Origin of the sequence: Sporosarcina sp. SG10008, from assembly GCF_044569405.1 — a bacterium.
Taxonomy (GTDB): domain Bacteria; phylum Bacillota; class Bacilli; order Bacillales_A; family Planococcaceae; genus Sporosarcina; species Sporosarcina psychrophila.
Genome location: NZ_CP172607.1, coordinates 1590568 through 1616273 on the forward strand (window position 1 = coordinate 1590568; position 25706 = coordinate 1616273).

The 25706-nt window shown below is 39.6% G+C and carries 23 protein-coding genes and 1 pseudogene; 13 read left to right on the forward strand and 11 right to left on the reverse strand.

Annotation, left to right across the window (positions count from 1 at the left end):
• Nucleotides 1-31: 31 nt before the first annotated feature.
• On the forward strand, nt 32-787 hold the full coding sequence (locus ACGLYD_RS07560) for an SDR family NAD(P)-dependent oxidoreductase (RefSeq protein ID WP_082786558.1): 756 nt from the start codon (nt 32-34) through the stop codon (nt 785-787).
• 54 nt (nt 788-841) lie between these two features.
• Here ACGLYD_RS07560 and ACGLYD_RS07565 read toward each other — a convergent pair whose 3' ends face one another.
• Nucleotides 842-1264 (reverse strand): MarR family winged helix-turn-helix transcriptional regulator, encoded by a 423-nt coding sequence (locus ACGLYD_RS07565; RefSeq protein WP_067209002.1) that lies wholly within the window; start codon nt 1262-1264, stop codon nt 842-844.
• Nucleotides 1265-1407: 143 nt separating this feature from the next.
• On the opposite strand from ACGLYD_RS07565, the gene ACGLYD_RS07570 reads away from it, so the two are divergent.
• Both ACGLYD_RS07570 and ACGLYD_RS07575 read left to right on the forward strand, forming a co-directional pair.
• Nucleotides 1408-2178, forward strand: coding sequence for a DUF2161 domain-containing phosphodiesterase (locus ACGLYD_RS07570; RefSeq protein ID WP_187047716.1), 771 nt, complete (start codon nt 1408-1410; stop codon nt 2176-2178).
• Nucleotides 2179-2262: 84 nt separating this feature from the next.
• Nucleotides 2263-3090 (forward strand): GNAT family N-acetyltransferase, encoded by an 828-nt coding sequence (locus ACGLYD_RS07575; RefSeq protein ID WP_067209007.1) that lies wholly within the window; start codon nt 2263-2265, stop codon nt 3088-3090.
• 59 nt (nt 3091-3149) lie between these two features.
• Here ACGLYD_RS07575 and ACGLYD_RS07580 read toward each other — a convergent pair whose 3' ends face one another.
• A complete protein-coding gene (locus tag ACGLYD_RS07580) occupies nt 3150-3893 on the reverse strand; it encodes an arylamine N-acetyltransferase (RefSeq protein ID WP_187047717.1) in 744 nt (247 codons plus the stop codon).
• A 1015-nt stretch (nt 3894-4908) separates the two neighbouring features.
• Between ACGLYD_RS07580 and ACGLYD_RS07585 the strand changes: the two genes are divergently transcribed.
• Nucleotides 4909-6612, forward strand: coding sequence for a methyl-accepting chemotaxis protein (locus ACGLYD_RS07585; protein WP_399632207.1), 1704 nt, complete (start codon nt 4909-4911; stop codon nt 6610-6612).
• 140 nt (nt 6613-6752) lie between these two features.
• On the opposite strand, the gene ACGLYD_RS07590 is transcribed toward ACGLYD_RS07585, so the two are convergent.
• Entirely contained in the window at nt 6753-7700 is a 948-nt protein-coding gene (locus tag ACGLYD_RS07590; RefSeq protein ID WP_067209014.1) for an urea transporter, read from the reverse strand.
• Nucleotides 7701-7916: 216 nt separating this feature from the next.
• Between ACGLYD_RS07590 and ACGLYD_RS07595 the strand changes: the two genes are divergently transcribed.
• The 3 genes from ACGLYD_RS07595 to ACGLYD_RS07605 all read left to right on the forward strand — a co-directional run bounded on the left by ACGLYD_RS07595 (nt 7917) and on the right by ACGLYD_RS07605 (nt 10528).
• Entirely contained in the window at nt 7917-8777 is an 861-nt protein-coding gene (locus ACGLYD_RS07595; RefSeq protein WP_187047720.1) for a transporter substrate-binding domain-containing protein, read from the forward strand.
• A gap of 20 nt (nt 8778-8797) precedes the next feature.
• Nucleotides 8798-9472, forward strand: a complete 675-nt coding sequence (locus ACGLYD_RS07600; protein WP_067209019.1) for an amino acid ABC transporter permease — start codon at nt 8798-8800, stop codon at nt 9470-9472.
• An 87-nt stretch (nt 9473-9559) separates the two neighbouring features.
• Nucleotides 9560-10528 carry a proline dehydrogenase family protein gene (locus ACGLYD_RS07605; RefSeq protein WP_399632212.1) on the forward strand — a complete coding sequence of 323 codons (969 nt, stop codon included), beginning with the start codon at nt 9560-9562 and terminating at the stop codon, nt 10526-10528.
• A 184-nt stretch (nt 10529-10712) separates the two neighbouring features.
• On the opposite strand, the gene ACGLYD_RS07610 is transcribed toward ACGLYD_RS07605, so the two are convergent.
• The 3 genes from ACGLYD_RS07610 to ACGLYD_RS07620 all read right to left on the reverse strand — a co-directional run bounded on the left by ACGLYD_RS07610 (nt 10713) and on the right by ACGLYD_RS07620 (nt 14676).
• The gene (locus ACGLYD_RS07610; protein ID WP_187047722.1) at nt 10713-11729 is read right to left on the reverse strand and encodes a DUF1646 family protein; all 1017 of its coding nucleotides are present in this window, start codon (nt 11727-11729) and stop codon (nt 10713-10715) included.
• 921 nt (nt 11730-12650) lie between these two features.
• Nucleotides 12651-12980, reverse strand: a complete 330-nt coding sequence (locus ACGLYD_RS07615) for a hypothetical protein (protein WP_067209027.1) — start codon at nt 12978-12980, stop codon at nt 12651-12653.
• A gap of 205 nt (nt 12981-13185) precedes the next feature.
• Nucleotides 13186-14676, reverse strand: coding sequence for a peptide MFS transporter (locus ACGLYD_RS07620; RefSeq protein WP_067209029.1), 1491 nt, complete (start codon nt 14674-14676; stop codon nt 13186-13188).
• A gap of 307 nt (nt 14677-14983) precedes the next feature.
• Between ACGLYD_RS07620 and ACGLYD_RS07625 the strand changes: the two are divergent.
• Nucleotides 14984-15160, forward strand: a pseudogene (locus ACGLYD_RS07625) (DUF1259 domain-containing protein); the annotation flags it as partial.
• 20 nt (nt 15161-15180) lie between these two features.
• A complete protein-coding gene (locus ACGLYD_RS07630) occupies nt 15181-15420 on the forward strand; it encodes a hypothetical protein (RefSeq protein WP_067209032.1) in 240 nt (79 codons plus the stop codon).
• Nucleotides 15421-15472: 52 nt separating this feature from the next.
• Here ACGLYD_RS07630 and ACGLYD_RS07635 read toward each other — a convergent pair whose 3' ends face one another.
• Nucleotides 15473-16555, reverse strand: coding sequence for a sugar diacid recognition domain-containing protein (locus ACGLYD_RS07635; RefSeq protein ID WP_342538168.1), 1083 nt, complete (start codon nt 16553-16555; stop codon nt 15473-15475).
• A gap of 126 nt (nt 16556-16681) precedes the next feature.
• On the opposite strand from ACGLYD_RS07635, the gene ACGLYD_RS07640 reads away from it, so the two are divergent.
• The 3 genes from ACGLYD_RS07640 (at nt 16682) to ACGLYD_RS07650 (ending at nt 20941) form a co-directional block, all read left to right on the forward strand.
• On the forward strand, nt 16682-17827 hold the full coding sequence (locus ACGLYD_RS07640; protein WP_340742069.1) for a glycerate kinase: 1146 nt from the start codon (nt 16682-16684) through the stop codon (nt 17825-17827).
• 2 nt (nt 17828-17829) lie between these two features.
• On the forward strand, nt 17830-19176 hold the full coding sequence (locus ACGLYD_RS07645; protein ID WP_338652428.1) for a GntP family permease: 1347 nt from the start codon (nt 17830-17832) through the stop codon (nt 19174-19176).
• Between the two features lie 172 nt (nt 19177-19348).
• Complete coding sequence (locus ACGLYD_RS07650; protein ID WP_067209042.1) at nt 19349-20941, forward strand: long-chain-fatty-acid--CoA ligase; 1593 nt, start codon at nt 19349-19351, stop codon at nt 20939-20941.
• Nucleotides 20942-21000: 59 nt separating this feature from the next.
• Here the strand turns inward: ACGLYD_RS07650 and ACGLYD_RS07655 are convergent, their stop codons facing one another.
• Genes ACGLYD_RS07655 through ACGLYD_RS07670 form a run of 4 tightly spaced genes read right to left on the reverse strand, consistent with a single transcriptional unit; the run spans nt 21001 to nt 23637 of the window.
• The gene (locus ACGLYD_RS07655; protein ID WP_399632219.1) at nt 21001-21855 is read right to left on the reverse strand and encodes an ABC transporter permease; all 855 of its coding nucleotides are present in this window, start codon (nt 21853-21855) and stop codon (nt 21001-21003) included.
• Nucleotides 21839-22768: an ATP-binding cassette domain-containing protein gene (locus tag ACGLYD_RS07660; RefSeq protein ID WP_399632220.1), complete on the reverse strand. Its 930-nt coding sequence runs from the start codon at nt 22766-22768 to the stop codon at nt 21839-21841. The genes ACGLYD_RS07655 and ACGLYD_RS07660 overlap by 17 nt, the downstream gene beginning before the upstream one ends.
• Nucleotides 22761-23180: a hypothetical protein gene (locus ACGLYD_RS07665; RefSeq protein ID WP_187047728.1), complete on the reverse strand. Its 420-nt coding sequence runs from the start codon at nt 23178-23180 to the stop codon at nt 22761-22763. The genes ACGLYD_RS07660 and ACGLYD_RS07665 overlap by 8 nt, the downstream gene beginning before the upstream one ends.
• Nucleotides 23181-23193: 13 nt before the next feature.
• Nucleotides 23194-23637 (reverse strand): LytTR family DNA-binding domain-containing protein, encoded by a 444-nt coding sequence (locus ACGLYD_RS07670; protein WP_197485394.1) that lies wholly within the window; start codon nt 23635-23637, stop codon nt 23194-23196.
• Nucleotides 23638-23821: 184 nt separating this feature from the next.
• On the opposite strand from ACGLYD_RS07670, the gene ACGLYD_RS07675 reads away from it, so the two are divergent.
• Nucleotides 23822-25702 (forward strand): ABC-F family ATP-binding cassette domain-containing protein, encoded by a 1881-nt coding sequence (locus ACGLYD_RS07675; protein WP_067209059.1) that lies wholly within the window; start codon nt 23822-23824, stop codon nt 25700-25702.
• Nucleotides 25703-25706: the final 4 nt, after the last annotated feature.

Here is a 25706-nt window from a genome sequence, read left to right on the forward strand (position 1 = left end):
ACAATAGACGATTTAAGAGAGGGTTTGATTAATTATGAAACTTCAAGACAAAGTTGCAATTATTACTGGCGGAGCCGGAGGTATTGGTAAAGGGATGGCGACTGCATTCGTAAAAGAAGGTGCTAAAGTTGTCATCGTCGATTTAAATGGGGAATTAGGGGAACAGGCAATTAAGGAATTGCAAGTTTATCAACCGGAATCGATTTTTATCCAAGCGAATTTAGCCGAGCATGATAAATTGCCGGAAATAGTGAAGCAAACCGTCGAGAAATTCGGTAAGTTGGATATTTTAGTAAACAATGCACACGCATCGACAAATAAGCCATTCGAAGAGATTACGCAAGCGGATCTAGACTTATCGTTCAACACAGGATTTTATCCGACGTTCTATTTAATGCAGGCTGCATTGCCTTATTTAAAGGAGACGAAAGGTAAAATCATTAACTTCGCTTCTGGAGCAGGTATAAACGGAGACGCTAACCAAGCTACATACGCTGCGGCAAAAGAAGCAATCCGGGCGATTACGCGTGTTACTGCAAATGAATTTGGTCCATTCGGAATCAATGTGAACTTAATTGCACCACTTGCGGATTCTCCTGGGATTCAGCAATGGGCAAAAGCACAACCTGAAGCTTTCGAAACAATGGTGTCTAAGATTCCGTTAAAACGACTTGGTGACCTAGAAAATGATATCGGGAGGGCTGCTGTATTCTTGGCAGGTGCCGATTCTGATTACATTACAGGACAAACATTAATGGTCGATGGTGGAATTACTAAACTTAGGTAAACCAACTAATTGAACAGACTAAAAGAGCATCTCCGTTGAGAAGATGCTCTTTTTTCATATTAACGACTTATTTAACTTTGTGTAAATGGAAAGTAACGATTGCTGCTCTGTTTCTGTTAAATGTGAAAAGACCTTCATGCGGAGATGTTGACCGTCTTTTTGTGCTTGATTCAATAAATCTTCGCCTTTTTGCGTAATTTTCCAATAGATGATACGGCGGTCAGTATCGTCCTGCCGACGCGTGATTAGTTCTTTGTTCGATAGTTTAGTGGAAAGGTGTGTGAGAGATGCAGGTGTAAAGTTTAATAGGCGGGCAAGCTCGGAAGGTCGGCTTTCCCCATTCATCTGTAATTCGTGCAAGGCAACAATATGCGATACACCAAGATCGTAATCTACTTGCTGCCGCCACTTTACATGCATTTTATGTGTTACTTGTTCAATCGTATGTAGTAGTTCAAAGATTGTCTGAGTAGACATGATTTTCCCCATCCTTTTCTCATAATACGTCTCCAAATAACTTTTTATTTTTTCGCGCATTACTAGTGTACCATCATTAAGGGGGATTTTGGGGTGGTAGTTTCGTTCAATTATGTATACCATCATAATGAGGTGAGATTAACATGCAAGGCAAAGAAACCAAACGATATGAAGTTGATTTATATAAACCAGTAAAAGAATATTTCACACAACAAGGTTATGATGTCCATGGTGAAGTAAATGAGTGTGACGTTGCGGCTGTAAGAGATCAAGAGCTGGTCCTTATTGAATTGAAATTATCGCTATCAATTGATCTTTTAATCCAAGCGACAAAAAGACAGCGGCTGACTAATGAAGTCTATGTCGCAATTCCTAGACCTAAACTCAACTTTCGTTCGAAAAAGTGGAAAGATAGTTGTCATTTGGTGAGAAGACTAGAGTTAGGCCTCATCCTTGTCTCATTCTTGGAAAATGATGCACAGGTGGAAATAGTGTTTCATCCCGCGTCTTTTGATCGGAAGAAAAGTATGCAACGTAGTAAGAAAAAAAGAAATGCGATGTTGACTGAAATGGAAGGCAGACTTGGAGACTATAATATTGGCGGGAGTTGCCAGACTAAGATAATGACAGCCTATAAAGAAAACTGCATTCATATAGCTTGTTGCCTTTTGGAATCGGGACCTTTATCTCCAAAATCGTTACGGAAGATGGGGACTGGGGAAAAAACGTTAACAATTTTAAATAAAAACTATTATGGTTGGTTTGATAAAATTCAACGAGGAATATATATGATTAGTGACATTGGAAAAAATGAGTTGCACGAATTCCCGGATCTCTTTAGCTATTATCATGAGGTGGTAAGAGAAACTGCTAGCGCTTACTTGGATATCGATGATGTCGGGGGAAATATGTGAAGGGGAGAACTTGCAATACGTGTTACTATTGAATTAGGCATTTACATATCAAAAGCAAGAAGCTTTTGAATTGGAGGATTATATATGTTAAAAGAAAGTCAATTAATTGCGATTAAACAGCTTCAAAAAGAATGTGAAAAAACGGATGGTATTCAACTGAAGTTAAATTGGGAGATGCTCAGAGAACGAGAAGGACGTCAAATGGATTTTTTTCATGAAGAGGATGGAGAACTTGTCGCTTATTTAGCTTTATTTGGTTTTGGCTCTACCGTTGAAGTATGTGGAATGGTTAATCCGAGGAATAGAAGGAAAGGGCATTTTACCGAACTATGGCAACAAGCATTAGCACCAATCGAACAATATGGTTTTCAAACAATTTTATTGAACACCCCGTCTTTGTCCAATACCGCTAAGGGATGGTTAGCAAGTCAGCCCTATTCCTATGCGTTTTCTGAATATCAGATGCGTTGGTCAGAACAGCCGATTGAAGCGAGCGACGAGGTTCTGATTCGTGTGGCGAAAAAAAGTGATGCGAACCTTGAAGTGAAGCTCGATGTCCTTGCATTCGGAATGGATGAAGAAGATGCGCGTTCTCATCTGGAGCGCATAAAAGAAAGACAGGACGAGCAGTTTTTGATGATTGAGGCAGATAACAGAACGATTGGTAAGGTCCGGATCAATCGCATGGATGGTGAAGCATGGATTTACGGATTCGCCATTTTACCCGAGTTCCAGGGGAGAGGGTACGGTAGGAAGGTACTCCGCAATATCGTGAAAAGTGAGCACGATGCTGGCAATCAAATCTGGCTTGAAGTAGAAGCGAAAAATAATCGTGCACTTGGCCTATATGAATCAGTCGGTTTCGTGAAAATGCAAGGTCAGGATTATTATAAAAAGAATAGGGGCAACTAGAAAAAAGCTAACCGGAATCAATGCTACGAGCCATTCCGGTTAGCTTTTTTTGTCATTTTTTATAGACGAATGTCAAAAACATCTTCTAAGAAGTGTACTTTCTCTTCTATTGAAAGTATTGTTTTAGTTTTAATATTATTTTCGGTTATAGTTACTGTCTGATCTGATAATGTAATTCGACCGGTAGTAGTGGCGCGGGTGACGATATCTGAGTGTGTAAAAGATGATTCTTTTGCAACTTGATTAAATACACAGCCCTCATGAAAATCGACAAGTGCTTTTGAGGTTAAATCGAATCGATATAGCGTTTTTATCTCAGTGTCACTGATTCGTTCCAGATAAAATGATTGATCTAGCTGTTGAATAACCCTATATGTATCGCTTATATCAGTTTGTTCCTCCCCGTTTAGTGGAATCGGTAAAGAAGTGGAGTCACCAAAACCTACGTCTATAAGATAGGGTTGATCAAGTTGTACAATAATAGCTGCATGAGTATCTGCTTTTGCCCACTCTCCGCTTGGCCTTAGAACTGTAGCTGCAACTAAATGTGCATCGTACCCCAATTCGGTTAGTAGCCAACTGAAAAGCCCGTTCAACTCGTAGCAATAACCGCCACGTTTACGACGGACGATTTTATCATAAATATGTTGTAAGTTAAGATAAATTGGTACCCTGCGAATCACATCCAAATTTTCAAAAGGGATATGTTGGACATGCAATCGTTGTAACTCGGTTAAATCAAAGAGGGATATCTCTTTGTTCTGTGTTCCGCAAAACCTAGCTAAGTAGTTGAGGACTTCCATTTCAGCACCCCATTTCATTATTTCGAGAAAAATATACTAGTTAACTGCTCATTAAAAGTACGTATTAATTATTATACTCCATTGAAGTAGAATAATTAAATGAATCTATTTAAGGCGTAGCGGACTCAATGGAATTCTTTATTTCACCATATCTTTATATGTTGAACAAATGAATACGGCGTATGCGCTTAATAAAGGCTTTTAGGAGGTCACTGAAAAAGTCCCACTATTTAGAGCAAATTAGAATTCCTGCCAATACCGCTTCGACGCTTTGTGGATGCCTCCCGCGATAAGCCAGAAAGAAGACCCCTTGGGAGGGATTGAACTGCATCCCTCCTTAGTCTTATCGCTCCGGCTGCCACGAAGTCGCGCCTTCGCTGGATGGTCTATGTGAGAAAGAGCATTTCATTATTAGTGGTGAAATCTGCAACCTGGATTGCGTCTTTCTTGACTATAATTATATATGTTGAATCCGGTATATATACTGAGCGAAGGCGCCTTAACAGGGGTAGCCAACCGAACAACGAAGAGTTCGGTTTGTATAATTTCTGCGTTCTTTGCAGAAATTATACAGTTAATTCCAAGAGGCATCCCCTAGCGCCGTAGCAGTTCAATGGGATTCATTTATATTATATCAACTAGTAATCACCTTACAATCTCGGCATATACATCTCAAAATCACATTTCTCTCGATAATGAACAACCTAGCGCAGGCGCGGCGAAAGGCATCCCCAAAGCACCAAGCGTTCTACAATCCACACCCCGAATTACACCTCTCTTATTATTGAGTGCCACGACAGATTCAATGGGATTCTTTAATTCAACATATCTAATTATATTATTTATCCGTAGGCAATACAGAAGATAATCCCCTCTTATCATAGAAGATAACATCAAAAATAACAGAAATTTGTCTAATTAGGCATGAAACGGACGAATAATCTATGTCTTACGGACTTTGTTTTTGTTGATTTATAGAGTATTATAGACTAGTAGAATAGTAGGGGGAAAAACAATGAGAAATACACTAACGGTACAATTGGGAACGATTATTGTCGGTATCATGGTTGCAATGTTAGCGATTACGTCCATCGCAACATATAAAACAGCTTACGATAAATTATATGATGCCGCAGGTGTTGAAGCGTATGGATGCGCGAGTATTACAACAGGTTTGATCCGGCCGGAAGACGTGGGAAAAATGCTTAAAGGTGACCGCGAAACGATGGATGAGGTTGGTCAACAGCTTAACTGGACACTCAATCATAAAGCTATTTTCGAGACTCAATACATCATTGATCTAGATGGGAAAATTCTAGCACTTGATGACCATTTAAGTGCAAAAGGATTCGAACCAGGTGATTCGGTTCCGGTTGATGAAAAAGCGCTTGCAATGCTCTTGGATATGAAGCATTCAACTTACACAGAGCTCTATGAATTTGCAGGTCTAAAACGTCTATCTGGTTATGCACCGATATTTGAAAATCACGATCCAAATGGAGAAATCATCGCAATCAGCGTTATCGATTTTGATGGTTCAATTGTTGCTGGAAGAACATGGGATGTTGTTCGGAATGGTATTTTAATCAGCCTTATTCCAATGATCATCGCATCGATCATTACAATTATGCTAATCAGACGTAAAACAAAGTCGATTTCAGCTTTAATCGCACATGCGAAAGAAATTGCGAATGGAAATCTCGGCATTGAAGATACAGTTGTAACAAGTAAAGATGAAGTTGGCGATTTAGGACGAACATTAAACATGATGACAGCGAACTTGCGCAATACGATTGGGACAGTCAAAACAACAGCTGTTCAATTAACGCAAAACTCACTTGACACAGCTGCTTCATTAAATGAAATGCAGATGGCGATTCAACAGGTCGCACACAATATGAGTGAAACCGCAGCTTCTATCTCCGACGGGACAATCAATGCAGAACATGCATCCAAAATCTTGTCTTCTCTGGCGAATGATCTTCAGGATTCAAAAGAGAAAGCTGAACTAAGTGCGGGGAACTCTAGGCGGACAATGAAAATTGCAGAAGAAGGTCAGCATAGCGTAAATGACATTAGTAATGATATGGAGAAAATCAGAGTCTCCTCAAATGAAGCAGGTGGTACGATTCAAAATCTAATTGAATCTACAACTAAAATTCAAAATATCACCAGTTCAATTGCAGGCATTGCTGCCCAAACGAATTTACTTGCGCTTAATGCATCGATAGAAGCTGCACGTGCGGGTGAACATGGCAAAGGATTTGCGGTCGTTGCGGAGGAAGTAAGAAAACTTGCAGAACAGTCCAATAAAGAAGTTCTTGAAGTAGAAAAGCTAGTGCAAGATATTACTGAAAGTATCGGTCGAGTTGTTACTTCTACATCAGAGAGCACAAAACTTATTGAATCCGGAACAGAAACGGTTCGTTTGACTGCAACTTCCTTAAGTAACATTTCAATTGCCGTCTCTGAAACTGTTAAGGAAATTAACTTAATTTCAGAATTAACGACAGCTGAAGCAGAAAGTTCAAATCGTGTAGTAGTACTCATCAATGACTTGACGCAATCGATTCATTCAATTGAAGATATGTCTAACAATATCTCGGCTGCAACAGAGCAGACATCAGCTTCAATTGAAGAAGTTGCAACACGTTCTACTGAAATGAGTCATATGGCACAAGATCTGGAGAAACTTGTCGGGCAGTTCAGATTGGAATAATTAAGAAAAGCGAAAGCGCCTGGAGCTAGACACTATTCTAAGTCAAAAAACTAATATTTTCTTATTCTTATTAAAAAAAGACCCGCAAAAAGCTAATTGCTTTTGCGGGTCTTTACACATTTTAATTATGTATTTTCTTGCTACTTTTCTGTGATTTGTGGCTCAAATATGGGTATCGTTCTCCTCATCGCTAAAAATAGCCATGTACTAATGATAAAGGGAGATGTTAATACGGGAAGCCCTTTCGGATAAAGAATTAAATCCATACCTGCTGCAATTGGGACTGTCATTGCAGCTGCAAATATACCCATTAGGGGGAAATTATTTTTTTCATCGAACATTAGACCCACGGCAATCATTGCTAACACGGCATTATAATTATAGAGACCTAAATCTAGCAATTCAACATCGACCCCTAGCGAGTATGCAGTTAGCCAAGACACAAATGTCCCAATAATCGCATAGACACCAAATCTCCATCCAGCCACGAAGAGAGCAATTAGAATAAGCGAACCTGCCCATAGAGAGTCAATAATGAATACTTCACCTACACCTTTTATTAAACCGAGAAAGAAATTGGGTTTACCTTCAACTGGAAGATTCCAGTTAGCAGGAGATGATGTGACAAATGACGGGTTTACATGCATTGCGCTAAAACGATATGCCGCAAAAAGGCTAACCCATGTTACAAAAAGAAATGGAAAAGTGAGCAAGGGAATATTCCACTTGGCTAAAAACTTCGATAAGATAGCCATAAGCAAAGCAGCTGCTATTGCAGCAAATAGTGCAATAACCCAGTTCCAATCATTTTGTAAAAATAACATTACCGCGATACCGGAAAGGATGGCGTTAAATCCATATATTCCATGGCTAACTGCAATTTGGTCTCCTCCACAATATTTTCCCGTCACCGTACCAATCATGGAAGACAGTAGTGCCATTAATCCAAGAAGGGGAGAGTGTAGCATTATCCCTAAAAGAATTAACCCTCCTGAGATTGCATTGTCGATTAACATTACTTGAGAAAACCCTTTAAGTGAAATACGTATCAGGTCTTTAATGCTATCCAACTTGAAAGATCCCCACATTTGGGAACATCTCCTTTTACTTTGAATATAAAACTAATTGTTTATGAATATACCATAATCCCATCACTATTTTTCATTTTTCTCTAATAACCCCCCAATTCTAAACTATCTGTATTCCTAATTTAGAATCATAAGGGTTACATCTTAACTAAGAATGTATTATAATTTTCAGTGGACAATTATTTGTAAAATACTATTTTCAAAAGGAGAATCTCGATGACAAAAGAAAAACATCTTAGTAAAATCTTCCTGTCTTTATTACTATTTTCAATGATGGTTGTTTTAGCTGCTTGTGGTGCTAGTGGCGATACAAATAAGGAGAGTGGTTCTAAAACTTCCACTTGGGAGAACATTCAAGAAAAAGGTGAAATTGTTGTCGCAACGTCAGGAACTCTTTATCCAGCATCATACCATGACGGCGAAAGCAAGGAACTAACGGGGTACGAAGTTGAAATAATGAACGAGCTAGGAAAGCGTCTGAAGCTGGAGATCAAATACGTTGAAATGGGTCTAGACGGAATGCTTACTTCTTTGAATAGTGGGCAAGCTGATCTAGCAGTGAATGATATTGAAATCACACCCGAACGGGAAGAGAAATTCACTTTTTCTGAGCCTTATAAGTATTCATTCGGTACTGCTATCGTACGGAAATCGGATCATTCAGGTATTGAGTCTCTTGAAGATTTGAAAGGAAAAAAAGCGGCTGGGGCTGCAACTTCCGTTTATATGCAAGTTGGACGCGACCACGGTGCTGAAGAGGTGATTTATGATAACGTCACAAATGATGTGTATTTGCGTGATGTTTCTATAGGCCGTACGGATGTCATCTTGAATGATTACTACTTACAAAAATTGGCACTTGCTGCATTTCCGGAGTTTGAAATCATGATCCATCCGGATATCAAATATCATCCGAATGTCCAAGCAATCATCATGAAAAAAGACAATGATGAACTACTAAAGCAAGTGAACTCCGTACTTGTCGAAATGCACGCGGATGGAACAATTTCTGAATTGTCGAAGCAATTCTTTGGTGGGGAAGATGTATCAGTTGAACAAGACTATGATTTTGAATAATCGAAAAGGCGGCTTGTAATGTGAGTGGAATTGAATGGCAACACATTTTCGATTTGCAGCTTGCCATCGAGTCATTTCCGTATATTTTGCAGGGGGTTGGTTACACCATACTCATTTCCTTTGGGGGCATGGTGTGCGGGCTGATATTGGGCTTCTTCCTGGCGCTAGGCAGAACGTCTAAATTAGTACTATTTAGGTGGCCAGCACGTATCTTCATATCCTATATGCGGGGTACACCGATGCTTGTATTCCTATTTTTACTCTATTTTGGTTTGCCTAATATCGGAATTCAATTTTCAGCTGTCACTGCCGCTTTAATAGGCTTCAGCCTTCACTCTTCAGCTTATATGGCTGAGATTATCCGATCGTCGCTTAACTCAATTGATAAGGGACAATGGGAAGCTGCCACTGCATTAGGGATGTCCTATTGGCAGTCATTGCTTTTTGTAATTTTACCACAAGCAACACGAATCGCAATTCCGCCATTGTCTAATGTTCTACTAGATTTGATCAAAGCATCTTCATTGGCTGCGATGATTACTGTGCCCGATCTGTTTCAACGCGCAAAAATCGTTGGGGGCAGGGAATTCGACTATATGACGGTTTATATTTTGGTAGGTCTAATCTATTGGGGCATTTGCTTACTTGTCGAAGTGTGGCAAAATTATCTAGAAAAAAGTTCTTTGAACAACTAATGATTCTGTAACCAGTTATCATTTCAGCAAAAGCACGGTCGTGTGATATAATTAAAAAATAAAAAACAATATTGAGGAGCATATAACATGTTAAAAGACTTCTTTATCGGATTGTCCCAAAACCAGCTTTTGAATAGCGCGGCAAAAAAATACGGCTTAAAAATGGGAGCACAAAATGTTGTAGCAGGAACTAATGTAGCTGAAACTATCCAAAGTATTAAAGAACTGAATGCACATGGGATTTCTTGTACGGTAGATAACCTTGGGGAATTCGTCTTTGAAAAAGAGGAAGCATTAGCTGCGAAAAAACAAATTTTGGAAGTCATCGAAGCTATTCACGAACACGGGGTCGATGCTCATATTTCTCTAAAACCATCTCAATTAGGTTTAGATATAGATATTGATTTCTGTTTGGGAAATCTAAAAGAAATTGCAGCTAAAGCAAAAAGTTATGAAATTTTCATTAACTTTGATATGGAAGATCATGCTCGTTTGCAACCATCATTTGATCTCCTTGATGAGTTGTCTAAGGACTATGACAATATCGGAACGGTAATTCAAGCTTATTTCTTCCGCGCGGTAGAAGATATTCAAAATTACAAAAATTTCCGTTTGCGTATTGTAAAAGGTGCTTATAAAGAGACTGAAGAATATGCTTATCAAGATAAAAAAGAAATCGATGAAAACTATATTCAATTGATCGAATGGCATTTGTTAAATGGTAAATTCACGTCAATTGCAACACATGATCATCATGTCATTAATCATGTAAAACAATTTGTTAAAGAAAATGACATCCCGAATCATAAATTCGAGTTCCAAATGCTATACGGTTTTAGAAAGGACATGCAATTGCAATTGGCTAGCGAAGGGTATAATTTCTGTACATACGTTCCTTTTGGGAATGACTGGTACGGCTATTTCATGCGTCGCCTTGCTGAAAGACCACAAAACTTGAATCTTGTTGTTAAACAAGTGTTCAATAAGAAAACAAATACAATTCTTGGCTTGGCTGTCGGAGCTTTCGCTCTTGGAAGAGTTACCAAGAAGAAATAAGTATAAAAAACAAAAGCGCAAGTGCAAGTGTAAGCGCAAGTGCAAGTGCCTGTTCGGAGGCTTAGGAGTCTGGACGTGAAATCTCTATGTGGTAACTTATCCATAGTACGAGTTTTTATAATATCCTAAGAAACGGAAAAGGATGTAAAATGGGGAACCCCTCAATTTACATCCTTTTTTCAATTCATCCGACAGTCACGATCACTATGAAATAAATAACCATTGCAATCAAGCCAATCGGAACACCAAAACGAGCCCACTCACTGCTTTTAATATTAAGTTTTCCGGCAGCTATGATATTTGGGATGTTTCCGGGTATTAACATACCTCCGCTGATTAACAGTCCAAGTAAAAGGGCTTTAATTGTCGAATCATTCATAACAGGGCTGATTTCTGCTGCAGCTAATGTAGCATTATCAAGCACTGCTGAAATCATGTTAATCCAATATAATACAAGAGGGTTTAAATCTAATAGGTATCTTTCGATAAATGGTTCAAAACTTGCACCAAGCAGTGTAAGGGCCATTACGAACAGATATACTTTAATCCCACGAATAATAATATCCATATACGATTCGGTTCCTTGATTAACTTTTAAACTGTTCAACTTGTTTGAAGGCTTGATTATGATTGCGGCCAGTATTCCAAAAGCAATGACGCCTGGAATGATATCAGGACCGATTAATCGTAGTAAATAGAAAAAGTCTGCATCCAATTTGCTTGTTGCGATTGTTGATAGAGGTTCCCCGATTGGTGTAAGAACAGCACCAAGCCCAATTGAATAACAAGCAATGATGACAAGACGGATTTCTGATTTACGGTCAAGGCGCAAAACGCCTACTATTGCGACCAGGACAATTGCTGCAATAATTGCTGTAATGACACTAGAAAGGATTCCTAAAACGATAACGATAAGTGCTAAGAATAAGCGAAATGGAATTGCTTTGCTCATGCCTCGTATACTTTTTTCGAAAGGTTTTTGTAACCAGCGGAATACTAATCCAGCGATAATAACGGCTAGGGTTATATGTATCGGATCCTCCAGGGCTTTAACGATCAAAGTTGAGTCAAGTACTTGACTGACAAGGACCGCGGAAATCCCCATAATGAATAAAAACACTTCTAAGTTCCGTTCAACTATTTTTACAGTGAACGGCAAAAATAAAACTAGTATTAAAATAATAGACAAGCCAACAATCATAATTATCCTCCTTTTCATTCTAATCTAAAAATAGGGTCAAATTCATCTTATCATTGAAATAGTAATAGAAAAACAATTTATTATAAAAATGAATTCAACAGGATAATTAATTTCTTCTATTCTGAAATTAAAAAAGTATGATTGAGTTGAGATTCCAAATTCTCTATTTGAATGAAGCAAAAAAACAGAAGAAATCGTACTTTTTCAGAAGTTAAATAAACAAAAAAACCACCTAGATTCACTAAGTGGTTTAATTTCTCGCTAAATCTAAAAAAAAATTTGTGTATAGTGCAAAAGATATGTTGAAATTAAGAACCCATTGAATTATCTAGGGGGAGGTGATGCCTACTTTCCTTCGTTAGGCGACTTCGCTCTCTATTTGTTCAATATAAATAAGTACTTTTTTATTCCTTCGAATGTTTCGCCCTTAACAGTTCAAATAGTAGGGGCGAAGTTATCGCTATTTTGTCGCTTGAATTTTTATCAGTCGTAATAGATGCTTGAAACGTAACAGGTTCTTAAAAGTTAAGGTCTTAATCAAGAAACTCGAAATATAATAATTCTCCTTTTGTCACATTAGAGTTATCAGCATTCAAAAAGTCTTGTATATTGATTGTTCTGCGTTGAAAAGACTGCGATTTGTTATTTACTAAGCTATTTAGTTGTTTTGTCCGCCTCAAGGGAATTCATTACGCTTGTGACCGTGGTTTTGTAATTCATATGGAGAATAGAGGGACATGGTAGAATCGGTGGTTATTGCGAACTGGCGATGATTTAATCTTAATCAGTACAATTTGTTATCATAATCATAATATTGGAAAGTAGATGACGAATAATTTAGTGAAGCTTGTAAACGAATTAAAAACTGATATTTTCAAGTGAGTTTGAATCTTGCGATTTTACTCCACTCAATTTGCGTATTTAATTTTCTTTTGTATCGTCTTCCTTTTCTAAGCGTTTAACAATTATCTCCAAAAACTTATTGAGTTTCTCAATATCAGTACTCTGCGAGTTATTCTGTACTTGATCATTTTTTAATTCGTCAATTTGATTCTGTAATTTATCAAGTTCTTGTTGCTGTTGGATGTCAGAAATCCTACTTTCTTCGATTGAAATAGCGGCCCCTAGGGTTTGTAGGGCATCCCCTAAGGTAGAAATTGCTGAACCCCATAATGAAATTTTAGCACCAGTATCCGTTGAACTATCGTTATTTTGTAATCCCGTATTGAATACTGAGTCGCTTCTTCTCAAAGTTATCACTCCTTGACCATATTAACTAACGTATTATTTCATTCTATTAGATACTATATGTTCATCCAATAGAACGGGGAACTTACTGTAAACTATCCTATGTTTAGTTTACTCGAGGTTGTTAAATGCAAGATTTAAGACTTATGTTGAAACAAAACAAGCAGCCCTGTAAACTCACAGGGCTGCTTGTTTTGTTTCAATTGTATTAGCGTACGCCTTTCATAAATCGTTGGATAACCGGCGACATTGCGAATAAGAGGAAACTTAATAGAATCGCTGTTCCACCGATGATTCCAAAATACATCATTTCAGTTTCAGGTTTATATAATTTAACGATCTGTGCGTTAAGCGCTTGTGCAGCAGCATTCGATAGGAACCACAGACTCATCGTCTGCGCAGAGAACGCTACCGGCGCCAGTTTAGTCGTAGCTGACAATCCTACCGGAGATAAGCACAGTTCCCCTAAGACGACGACAAAGATGCTTAGGATGAGCCATAGTGGGTTCACGAGAGCATCTGTCCCACCTAAATAGCCGGGCACTAAAATAATGATGAATGATAAACCGGCAAACAGAAGACCTAACGAGAACTTCTGCGGAATATTCGGTTGCCGATCACCAAGTTTCATCCATAGCCATGCAAAGACAGGAGCCATTGTAATGATAAACAATGGGTTAAATGATTGGAAAAAGGCTGGTGAAATTTGATAGCCAAAAATATTAAGGTTTGTTCGTGTATCTGCATAAACTGCAAGAATTGTTGAACCTTGCTCGGCAATTGCCCAAAATACGACAGCTGATAAGAAGAGCGGGATGAACGCAATTATTCGGGACCGTTCCACATCATTTGTTTTTGGACTCCTATACATAACAATAAAATAAACCGTTGGGATAAGGAAGCCGAGAATACCGACAATTATAATGAATGATTCAAAAGTCAGCCAACCTCGAGGGATGGCAATTGCAACAAGAATCCCAATCACTACAGCCGCAATTGCGAAAATTGAGAATACTTTTCTTTTTTCGGACGGTTGTAATGGATTCGCTACTTGTGTACCCGCTAAGCCGAGACTTTTCTTTTTTGTCAAAACGAACATTAATAAACCGAAAAACATTCCAATAGCAGCAACACCGAATCCTAGATGGAAACTTGTTTTCATTAAACTACCAACGATAAGTGGTGAGATGAATGCACCTAAGTTAATACCCATATAGAAGATGCTGAATCCTGAATCACGACGGTTGTCGTTTTCAGGGTAAATATCACCAACTACACTGGAGACGTTTGGTTTTAGTAACCCTGTACCAATTACGATAAGAATCATCGAAACGAAGAACAGTGAAATGTTACCGGGAATTGCAAGCGCGATATGACCAAGCATAATGAATATTCCACCATAAAAAATTGCTTTTGAGGTACCGAATACCCGGTCAGCTAACCAGCCGCCAATAATACCTGACATGTAGACCAGCGAACCATAGATTGACACGATGGACAAGGCGATAGTTTTATCTAATCCAAGTCCGCCATTTGATACTTCGTAGTACATATAGTACACGAGTATTGCTCTCATACCATAATACGAGAACCGTTCCCAGAATTCCGTGAAGAATAATGTGAACAAACCTTTCGGGTGCCCGAAGAAGCCTTTTTGCGGAACACTCTCCACGATCTGTTTCTTAGTTAGCTGTGACATGATGATGCCTCCTTCATATTTCACTATAATACAATTAAACGTTTTCAATTGTCAAAAATAATTATTGGAAACGCTGTTATTTCAATTAACGTTTATATTACAACGTTTCGATATAGTGATAATTTTCTAAATCTAATAAATAGATATTTTATGATAATAAATTAATTATATAGTAAAAGTCTGGGAGATTAATACACATGTATCCATGTCACTTTTCATAGAGTGTAGGAGATGTAGATGCTAAATTCGATGAATATCCTTAAAAGGTGCAGCTCAAAGTGTGCAATGCACGTCAGTTGTCATAGTATTCATGCACTCTATTTCCCGGCAAAGGCTGATTGTTAGTTCATTACATAACCATTGGCTCTATATGCAACCAACAATTCTGTACATTCACATCCAATCCGTTGAACCTCCACTGGATTTCACATGTAAATTTACGTATTCATTTACTTTATTGAGCAGTTATCCGATTGTAGACTAATTATTCGAGGAGGAGAAACGTTGGAAATCTATGATGTCGTTTTAATTCCGCTTATCATCGGAATCGTGGAATTATTGAAGATGTATGGGATGCCAAGGCGGCTACTGCCGTTCATATCACTACTCTTCGGTGTTGTAGGGGGCATTATTTATATTTATCCTGAAGACATTAAGGCAGGTATACTTGTGGGTTTGATGATGGGCTTATCCGCAAGTGGGTTGTATGCGGGAGGGAGAACGGTAATCGAGAAAACTGAATAGAGAAAATGTGGAAAACCCCTTAGGCAATGGATAGCTTAAGGGGGATCGATACCTATTTTTCATCTAGTAAAAGAGCGATTTTCAATAAAACTGCATCATGAAAGAGTGTTGGGTTATAGCCGCTTATTTCTTCTATTTTTCGAAGCCGGTACGTTAATGTGTGGCGGTGAACTTCTAAGGTTGCAGCAGCTATAGTGTTGTTCTGATTACAAGAAAAATAGATGGAGAGTGAACGTTTCATTTGTTCATTCAATCCCTTTAACACTCTACTTGAAAATCTGAACGTCTCACTCGATGAGGCGTTTTTTTTCAGTAGGGCCAATAACTCGACATCCTCAAAGTATATGAGATGTTGTGTTGGTTGTGCAAATTGCAATGCATTTTTGGCGGTAGTATAGGAGTAGCGAATTTCATCTAAAGAATTGACGGGATAGCCAACGCCAATTCTGACAAGGGAGTCTTTCTGCAAAGTAAGTAGTAAAATAGAAAGTTTTCTCTTCAAAGTAGTTTCAGTCATTCCGCTAATTAAAATGAATACCTCATTCAATTGTGAATGTCCAATGAGAACAGAGTTTTTTTCAAATTGATCCTCCAATTTTTCAATGATTCTTTGAGAGGAAGGTAGGAAGCTCTTAAATTCGATTAAAAGTGTTGTGTATGGATTTATTGTGCTAAATCCCAAAAGAGAAAGTCTCTCCTTAACAATCAACGAAAGCGGCTCACCGCTAATTAACTCTTCAAAAATCAGTTCTTTCATCTTCCGTTTCCATTCCGCCCGCGAGGTAATGAGTGACTGGTGAACCATCATTTCAGTTGTTAATTGTACAAGTGTTGCGATTTCTCGGAGATCTGCAGGATTACCGGTTATTCCAATGACACCAACTAATTGTTGCTGAAAATGAATCGGCATATTGACGCCTGGTTTTGTGCCATGCCAATTTACCATGTTTTCTTCTGTAATCCATAATATTTCCTTCGTTTTTGCGACGTATGCTGCACCTTCATGTATTTTGTTGATGCGCTGTTCTTCACCTGAAGCCAAAATCATTCCATTCGTATCCATGACATTCAAATTACGGTTTAACCGGACCATCGTTTGTTCAACAATTTCATCTGCAAGTTGCTTTGTCAGCATTATTCTATCCCCCATGTATAACTTTTCCGGAAATATTACGGGTAATTCTATACAATTAGCATAACGTATTATCTGAATAGCTCAACTATACTATTAGTAAGCGCTTTAGTTAAGGGGGAAGTATTTTTGAAAGTAGTTGTGGCACCAGATTCATTTAAAGGTAGTTTAACGGCCGTTGAAGCAGCTGAAGCGATGGTGGCAGGCATTTATGATGCTGACCCCTCTATCGAGACAGTTATGCTTCCTGCAGCTGATGGCGGGGAAGGAACGATGAGCAGTTTGGTTGGCGCTACGGGGGGAGAAATCGTATCCGTCGTCGTACAAGATCCGCTTGGCCGAGAAGTCGGGGCGGCTTATGGCGTTCTTGGAGATAGGAAAACGTCTGTCATTGAAATCGCGGAAGCATCTGGATTGATGCTGTTGCACGAAGAGGAAAGAAATCCACTTGTTACATCGACTTATGGCACGGGCGAATTAATTGTTCATGCACTTGACGCGGGCTTACGCAATTTTATTATTGGGCTTGGGGGAAGTGCGACAAACGACGGTGGTGTAGGAATGTTACAGGCACTTGGAATGCGTTTTCTGGGTGGAAACGGAGTGGAATTGTCAAGGGGGGGAGGTTCACTTGGTAATCTTCATGCAATCGATATGCATGATTTTGATAAACGAATTTCAGAAAGCACTTTCCTAATTGCGTGTGATGTCAGTAACCCATTTGTCGGGCCAACTGGTGCTTCCGCTGTTTTCGGTCCACAAAAAGGGGCTTGTCCTGCGATGGTAAATAGACTTGACGAAAACTTGATGAGGTTAGCCCATGTAATTGAACAACTAACCGGCATTTCTCTTCACGGGAAAAAAGGAGCAGGTGCGGCAGGGGGAGCCGGAGGTGCTTTTCAAGCTTTTTTTCCTGGGGAAATGGAACAGGGTATCGACGTTGTGTTGAATGCGATTTCATTCGACAAACAAATTACTGACGCAGATTTAATTATTACAGGTGAAGGCAAAACTGATAGTCAGACATTATCGGGTAAAACACCATTTGGAGTTGCGAAAGTGGCCTATAAAGAGGGAAAGCCAATCATTCTTATTTCAGGTGTGATAGATCAAGAGAGCCGGGATCTATTGGCGCCCATATTCAACGAATTACATGCGATTACAGACGGAACGGTTTCATCACAAGAGTCGATTGCGCATCCAAGTCATTATTTAAGAGCGAAAACAAAGTTGGTAATGGAGAATTATTTAACTAACTATACAAAAGGGGTGTAGAGATGTTATTTGCAGTTATTGCACTTAGTGTTGTGCTCGTTGTTGTGTTGACAGCTGTTTTTAAAGTTCATCCGTTTTTATCTTTACTGCTCGGCGCATTTTTCGTCGGTATTGCTTCAGGCATGCCGTTGCTCACGGTAGTGGAAAATGTCAATGAAGGATTCGGCGGATTAATGAAATCGATTGGGATTGTCATTGTCGCGGGGACTATTATTGGAGTCATTCTAGAAAAGTCGGGTGCGGCATATAGAATGGCGGAAGTCGTTTTACGAGTAATCGGTGAAAAGCGCCCTCAGTTGGCAATGTCAATCATCGGTTATATCGTATCAATCCCTGTTTTTTGTGATTCTGGCTTCATTATATTAGCAAGTTTGAAAAAGGCATTGGCGAAACGTTCAAAAGTGGCGATTGCATCCATGTCAGTTGCACTTGCAACCGGATTGTATGCGACACACACGTTAGTTCCGCCAACACCGGGACCAATTGCTGCAGCTGGTAATATCGGCGCGGAAAATTATCTAGGGACTATTATTTTAATTGGACTTTTCGTTGCGATTCCAGCAGTTATTGTTGGTTATTTCTGGGCGGTAAAAGTAGCCTCAAAAATCGAAGTACCGGAAGATACTGAGGAAGGCGGACTGAATTACGAAGAGATTGTTGAATCGTTCGGAAAAATGCCCTCCACGTTCAAAGCATTCTTGCCAATTGTACTGCCAATAGTATTGATTGGAATCGGTTCTGTGGCAGCACTTACTGGCGAAGACACTGCTTTTATCAACTTCCTACGATTTTTAGGAGCACCATCCGTCGCGCTTCTATTCGGTGTGCTGGCATCGTTTTTGTTACTTCCTAAATTTAATGAGGAAACGCTTTCAGGTTGGATTGGCGATGCATTGAAGGAAGCTGCTCCTATTCTTCTTATTACTGGGGCAGGAGGAGCATTCGGGAAAGTTATTTCAAATTCAGGTATTGCAGACCTTATCGCAAACATGAATATGGAGGCGTTAGCGGGTGGTGCTCTGTTCCTCCTTATTCCATTTATTATCGCAGCCGCATTGAAAACAGCCCAAGGATCTTCGACTGCTTCACTTGTCATCACCTCAACATTAATAGCACCACTATTGCCTTCAATGGGAATTGAAGGAGCGATTCCACTTGCGCTTGTAGTCATGGCGATTGGTGCCGGAGCAATGACTGTTAGCCATGTGAATGACAGCTTCTTCTGGGTCGTTACACAATTTAGTGGCATGACAGTGACGGATGCGTATAAGGCACAAACGATGGCAACGCTGTTACAAGGCGTAACAACAATTATAGTTACGATGCTACTTTGGACCGTTCTAGTGTAAAGCATGAGATAAGGAAGTCTGATCTGTTAGTGAGCTTTCTAGCTAACAGATCAGACTTTTTCCATTCTATTAATAAATCATATCCATATTAATTACTCACTAAGTTGCACAATTGCTAATGACAGAAAATTCAAGGTGTTATATACTATATCAAAATGGTGAGGTGATCTATATGAATATGCCACTAGTATTACCGCAATTTCTCGATCGAGCAGTTGCTTTGTATGGAGAAAAGGATGCGGTACATTGTGAAGAACGTGTTTTTACATACCGACAACTGAATAATAGAGTAAACCAACTTTCTAGAGGGCTACGCGAGTTAGGGATTGGAAAAGAGGACAGGGTCGCTTATTTAGCAGGGAATTCTCTTGAAATGTTGGAAGGGTTTTATGGCGTTTTTCAAATTGGTGCAGTAATGGTTCCGCTCAATATTCGTTTAAAGCCGGAAGATTACGTATTCATCTTAAATCATAGTGAAGCCAAAGTTCTTTTTGTCGACCAAGATCTCTATGGCTTAATTAAACCAGTGATCGATCAATTTGAAACGGTAAAGCATATTATTGTTCACTACAAAGATCAAGAAACACTAGAAACGGGCTATGACGACTGGCTTGCTACTTACTCATCTGATGCATTTGACCGTGCAGAACTGGATGAAAATGATGTCTGTAGCTTACTGTATACGAGTGGAACAACGGGAGATCCAAAAGGGGTCATGTTGACGCATCGTAATAATTATCTACATGCGCTTAGTACGATGCATCATTTGAGGGTCACTGACTCGGACGTCTATTTGCACGTTCTTCCAATGTTCCATGTCAATGGCTGGGGCTCTCCTTTTTACTACACGGCAAATGGGGCTACACATATATGTTCAAGAAAATCGACGCCTGAATCCATTTTTAAAGCACTTCAAGAACATAAAGTATCCATCTTGCATATGGCACCAACCGTATTAAATGCGTTGCTGCTGTATCATGATCAGCATCATCCGGTCATCAATCAAGACATTCGCGTGGTGATTGCAGGATCTGCACCACCTCCTGCCTTCATCGTCAGGGTCGAAGAAGAGCTGGGTTGGGAGTTCATCCAAGTATATGGTATGACGGAATCCTCTCCGCTTAGCCTCATTTCAACGATCCACTCGCATTTGACCGGGTTGTCAAAAAATGAACAGACTGAATTGAAAGCGAAGGCTGGATTCTCGATGATTGGTAGCGATGTTAGGATTGTCGATGAAAATGGAGTGGAAGTTGCCCATGACGGGAAACAAGTCGGGGAAGTGGCAGTGCGGAGTCATGGTGTTATGAAAGGCTATTGGAAAAACGATCATGCAACGGAACAAGCGTTGCAAAATGGCCGGCTTTTAACAGGGGACATGGGGACTATTGATGAAAATGGTTATATCAACATCGTAGACCGAAAGAAAGATGTCATCATTAGTGGCGGAGAGAATATATCATCGATTGAAGTAGAAGGTGTCCTATACGAACACCCTGCGGTACTGGAAGCTGCTGTCATTGCGGTTCCACATGAGAAGTGGGGAGAGACACCTCACGCATATATTGTATTACGCGAGCATAGAAACGCAACCGAACAGGAAATTATTGCTTTCTGCAAAGAAAAGTTAGCCCATTTCAAAGTAGTTACAGGCATAACTTTCGTCAATGAACTTCCAAAAACAGCATCTGGCAAAATTCAAAAAGTCCAAATTCGCGATGCTTACTGGGAAGCGCAAGGAATAACGGGACGTTTGGTGAATTAATGAATGACATAAAAGCTTGCACGTGCATTGAGGAACACCCTCTATATGCACGTGTAAGCTTATTTATTTTTCCTTCGCATAACAAGTAACAATAGTCCGAAAAAAAGCAATGTTGTACCACAGAGATACATAATACTAAATAACTGGGTAGTTTTTTTACCATTGATGTCGTATAACATGCCCATATCAATTTCGAATGCTTGCTTCATGGCAACTGGCGCGGTAGAGAAGGCCTCTAGAAGGGGTGCCTCCATTATTAATTGCCGAAACAGTGCGGCTGAATGGGAAACCGGGAACAGCTTGACAACTGATTGGATGTAATCAGGCAGTCCACCAATCGGAATATAGATGCCAGCTAAAAAACCAAGAAGTGTTCCGATAACCGTGCTTGCTGCGGCAAATGCATTTGACGTTTTGAAAAAGGAAACCAACAGAAGCACCATTGATCCGCTAGCTAATACGGATAAGATAATTACACCGCTTGCCGCCATCATTTTACCGAACGACAGCACCACTTCTCCGGAAACGAAGAGAAATAGATTTGAAACAAGAAGCGTAATCATACACATGATAAAACCTATAACCAATGCGCTGATGATATAGCCACCCACCAACTTTGTTCTTGAAATAGGGGAAGAGTAAAAATCCATGTATGTTTTATTTGCGCGATCTTCTACCAGGATGCCAAATGAGCCGAGTGTCGTTGTCATAGAGGTTACCGCTAGGACCCCAGCAATGAACCAGGTAGTGAGCACTGCCTTTTTTGCAGGGAAGTCCGGAAGCCCTTTGGCGGTCATATCCCCTAAGAATAAAACGTACAATGCGATTAAAATAATGACGGCTAGAAGTGAGAAAATGACAGTGGCTTTATCCCGAAAATACAATAAGATATTCCGTTTAGCAAATGCGATCATCCGGATTCCCAACCTTTCCATTGATGGCGATAAAAACATCATCCAAACTGGATTTCTTCACTTCAAAAGATGAGATGAAAGAAGTGAATTTCACCAAAATTGGTATCGCTTCCGTCGTATGATTAAGGCGGATAGTAAACAGCGACTTTTCGTCATCGAAATCCAATCCATCTAACATGAGCAAGCTTCGCAGCTCATCTGCTCGCTCCGTAGAAATTGTCAGTAAATCTGTTGAATAGTTATTTTTCAACTGTTCAGGAGTTCCTTTTGCCACGATGCTGCCTTTTTTCATAACGACAACATAATCCGAGTTTGCTGCTTCTTCAATGTAATGTGTCGTTAGAAAAACAGTCATACCTGTTTCTTTTTGAAGTTGCAGTATGGTAGCCCATATGTTTTTTCGACTTTCTGGATCAAGCCCTGTTGTCGGTTCGTCTAAAATTAAGATGTTCGGTTTATGAATAAGGGCGCGCGCAATATCCACTCGTCGTCGTTGTCCACCTGATAATTTCCCATAAGGTCGATTCGAAATAGACTGTATATCCACGATATCCATAACTCGAGTAATCGCAACGTTACGTTCTTGCCGCGGCATCCCATAAAAAGATCCCCGAATCGCTAAATTCTCTTTGACGGTCAATAAAGGATCAAGTAAGCTCTCTTGAAATACGACGCCGATTTCCTGGCGAATGGCTTGGTCGTGCTTGCCGACAGTATAACCATTTACATAGACATGACCACTGTCTAGCTGGAGGAGCGTCAAGAGAATTGAAATAGTCGTCGATTTCCCAGCACCATTCGTACCTAAAAAAGAAAAGAGGGCGCCTTTTTCTACATAGAAACTGATGTCGTTTACAGCTTTTATTTTTTCGAATGATTTCGACAATCCAATTACCTCAATTATGTTAGTCAATAGGGACTCCCCTTTTTTTACCTGCAATGGCGGCGTTAATTTGCGTAGCGCTCATTTGATTACCCATAAACGTAACGATAATGACTACGATATAAGTCAATATTCCAGTAGTGATAATGAACGGTGTATCATACCAAGTGAATGGGAAAACTTTGAAAACTGCACCTGCAACAAGAAGTACAATGATGACATCTAGTAATTCGATGAACCTTAAAATGAGCGGATTTTGAATGGGTAACTGATGCGTAATAAAAATCAAACAGATGATGCAAATTGAAATAATCAGCATATGAACAATCATTGCTTCATCCATAGGTGGGAAAACTTTTAACCAACTAAAAAAAAGATAAAATAGACTACTAAATGTGAATGAAATACAACTTGCTGAAATGTAGTGCTTAACTAGGTCCATAATGATCTCCTCCTCACGTTAAAAATTTTTCTTTGAAAGATTTGACGTAATGTCTATTGACGATGACTTTTTCACTGTTCATCAAAGACGCTTCAAACTTCCCATTAAATAAGGCTCGCACACTGTCAATTAGAGCTGTATTGACAATTAAGTTTTTACTAATGCGGATGAAATGTGTGCTTGCCAGCAACTTCTCAATCTCGTATAGCTTCAAGTCACTTTCGTAGATATCTTTTTCATTGTAAAGAAACGAACGGTTATCAATCGATTCAATATAATACACGTTATCGACGAGAAGGGAATATGTCCGCCCATCTTTTGTTCCAGTTAAGGTTATATGTAGTTGGTTAATCTGTTTGATTAATCGTTCAAGTTCATTGTCAATTTGTGGACAGTTGATAGTGATTTCAACCTCGTTATAGGTATTGGATTCATTAACTGTCAAACGAATGATCATCACATCCTTTCGCGGAAATCTTATGGATAGAATCGTACCATTTTGTGGAATTTGGAACAATACTTCTCGGGTAACATGCATTTTTCAACTAATAAGATGCATGCGATAGTACAATACTCTTTTAAAAAGCAAGGTAAATCGGCTATGATAGGATGAGGTACATATTAGAAATGGAAGTGTTGTTATGAGTCAATTGATAATCGAAAACCTCACGAAGACTGTTGGGGAGAAAACATTGTTTAAAAATATAGCGTTTACGGTCATAAGCGGAGAAAAAGTAGGCCTACTCGGAATCAATGGAACAGGCAAATCGACGTTATTGTCAATCATTGCAGGAGTCGAACAAGCTGATTCGATTTCGGCCGAACATCCGAATAGATACCGTATTGTTTATTTACCACAAGAGCCAGAAATTGACCCGGACCTTACAGTGATGGAAACGGTGTTCAAGAGTGACGCACCGATTATCAAGGTCAACTTAGAGTATGAGTACGCACTTCAAGCACTTTCTGCGGATCCGGAATCTACACTAAACCAGGAACAATATTCAAAGTTTCAAATCGAGATGGACGATCTATCTGGTTGGGATATAAACTCAAAAGCACGGACGATTTTGTCGAAACTTGGTATTGAAACGTTCGATAAGAAGATGGGCGAGCTTTCAGGCGGACAGAAAAAACGGGTAACACTTGCAAAAGTATTGATTGAGCCTGCCGATCTCTTGTTACTCGATGAACCGACAAACCATCTCGACGTCGATTCAATTATGTGGCTGTCAGATTACTTGAAAAATGAACAAGGAGCTGTCATCTTTGTTACCCATGACCGCTACTTTTTGGACGAGTTATCCACCAATATTTATGAACTTGCAGATAAAACGTTATATGCACATACAGGTAACTACGGGAATTATCTTGAATCGAAAGCCATTCGTGCGGAGATGGCTGCATCGACGGACGATAAACTCCGAAATCGCTACCGTTCAGAACTGAAATGGATTAGACGAGGTGCGAAAGCGAGATCGACAAAGCAAAAAGCACGAATTGACCGCTTCGATGACCTATCGGAGAAAGTCAAAAAAGAAGATACGGGTGGAGAAATGGAAGTCGCGCTTAAGTCGACACGTCTTGGTAAGAAAGTGATTGAAGCGGTCGGCATCTCGAAGTCGTTCGGCGGAAGAAAAATCATTGATAATTTCTCTAGTATCCTTCAATCAGGTGATCGTATCGCTGTTGTCGGACCTAACGGGGCAGGGAAAACGACGTTATTGAATATGTTTTCTGGAGAAAGTCAACCGGACAGTGGAATCATCGACAAAGGAACGACAGTGAAAATTGCTCATTTCCAACAACACACGCCAATTATGGATGAGAAAAAGCGAATTATCGAATACATTCGTGATACGTCAAATGATATTGAGGGTGCTGATGGAGTACGAATTTCAGCTTCGCAAATGCTAGAACGGTTTTTATTCCCCACACAAGCACACGGGACACCCATCGGTAAATTATCAGGTGGCGAACGAAAAAGACTCTATTTGTTGAAACTGTTAATGGAACAACCGAACGTCATGCTCTTGGATGAACCGACAAATGACCTCGATCTTGAGACTCTTTCAGTACTGGAAACGTTCATCGATACATTCCCAGGCGTTGTCATCACCATTTCACATGATCGATTCTTCCTAGATCGAACATCAACAAAGCTATGGGTAATGGATGGATCAGGGGATGTCGACACATGGTTTGGTATCTATTCTGACTTCCTTGAAACCTATGTACCTAAAGAAAAAGTGGCACATGAGCCAATCGTTGAGGTAGAGATACCGGTTCAGCAGGAAACCAAAAAGAAAATGTCGTACGCTGAAAAGAAAGAGTACGAAACAATTGAATCAGCTATTGAAAATGTAGAGAAGTCAATCGAAGCTACGGAGGCAGAAATGGCATCCACTGGCTCCGATTACGATAAGCTAAGAGAACTGACGGCAACACTTGACGAATTGAACGGCAAATATGAAACACTCATTGAACGTTGGTCTTTTTTACAAGAATTGAATAAATCCTAACGAA

What these genes read in the sequence shown, in the direction of transcription:
- ACGLYD_RS07565 (WP_067209002.1), bottom strand. Translation starts at nt 1,264, where the DNA reads ATGTCTACTCAGACAATCTTTGAACTACTACATACGATTGAACAAGTA.
- ACGLYD_RS07570 (WP_187047716.1), top strand. Translation starts at nt 1,408, where the DNA reads ATGCAAGGCAAAGAAACCAAACGATATGAAGTTGATTTATATAAACCA.
- ACGLYD_RS07575 (WP_067209007.1), top strand. Translation starts at nt 2,263, where the DNA reads ATGTTAAAAGAAAGTCAATTAATTGCGATTAAACAGCTTCAAAAAGAA.
- ACGLYD_RS07580 (WP_187047717.1), bottom strand. Translation starts at nt 3,893, where the DNA reads ATGGAAGTCCTCAACTACTTAGCTAGGTTTTGCGGAACACAGAACAAA.
- ACGLYD_RS07585 (WP_399632207.1), top strand. Translation starts at nt 4,909, where the DNA reads ATGAGAAATACACTAACGGTACAATTGGGAACGATTATTGTCGGTATC.
- ACGLYD_RS07590 (WP_067209014.1), bottom strand. Translation starts at nt 7,700, where the DNA reads ATGTGGGGATCTTTCAAGTTGGATAGCATTAAAGACCTGATACGTATT.
- ACGLYD_RS07595 (WP_187047720.1), top strand. Translation starts at nt 7,917, where the DNA reads ATGACAAAAGAAAAACATCTTAGTAAAATCTTCCTGTCTTTATTACTA.
- ACGLYD_RS07605 (WP_399632212.1), top strand. Translation starts at nt 9,560, where the DNA reads ATGTTAAAAGACTTCTTTATCGGATTGTCCCAAAACCAGCTTTTGAAT.
- ACGLYD_RS07610 (WP_187047722.1), bottom strand. Translation starts at nt 11,729, where the DNA reads ATGATTGTTGGCTTGTCTATTATTTTAATACTAGTTTTATTTTTGCCG.
- ACGLYD_RS07620 (WP_067209029.1), bottom strand. Translation starts at nt 14,676, where the DNA reads ATGTCACAGCTAACTAAGAAACAGATCGTGGAGAGTGTTCCGCAAAAA.
- ACGLYD_RS07635 (WP_342538168.1), bottom strand. Translation starts at nt 16,555, where the DNA reads ATGCTGACAAAGCAACTTGCAGATGAAATTGTTGAACAAACGATGGTC.
- ACGLYD_RS07645 (WP_338652428.1), top strand. Translation starts at nt 17,830, where the DNA reads ATGTTATTTGCAGTTATTGCACTTAGTGTTGTGCTCGTTGTTGTGTTG.
- ACGLYD_RS07650 (WP_067209042.1), top strand. Translation starts at nt 19,349, where the DNA reads ATGAATATGCCACTAGTATTACCGCAATTTCTCGATCGAGCAGTTGCT.
- ACGLYD_RS07655 (WP_399632219.1), bottom strand. Translation starts at nt 21,855, where the DNA reads ATGATCGCATTTGCTAAACGGAATATCTTATTGTATTTTCGGGATAAA.
- ACGLYD_RS07665 (WP_187047728.1), bottom strand. Translation starts at nt 23,180, where the DNA reads ATGGACCTAGTTAAGCACTACATTTCAGCAAGTTGTATTTCATTCACA.
- ACGLYD_RS07670 (WP_197485394.1), bottom strand. Translation starts at nt 23,637, where the DNA reads ATGATCATTCGTTTGACAGTTAATGAATCCAATACCTATAACGAGGTT.
- ACGLYD_RS07675 (WP_067209059.1), top strand. Translation starts at nt 23,822, where the DNA reads ATGAGTCAATTGATAATCGAAAACCTCACGAAGACTGTTGGGGAGAAA.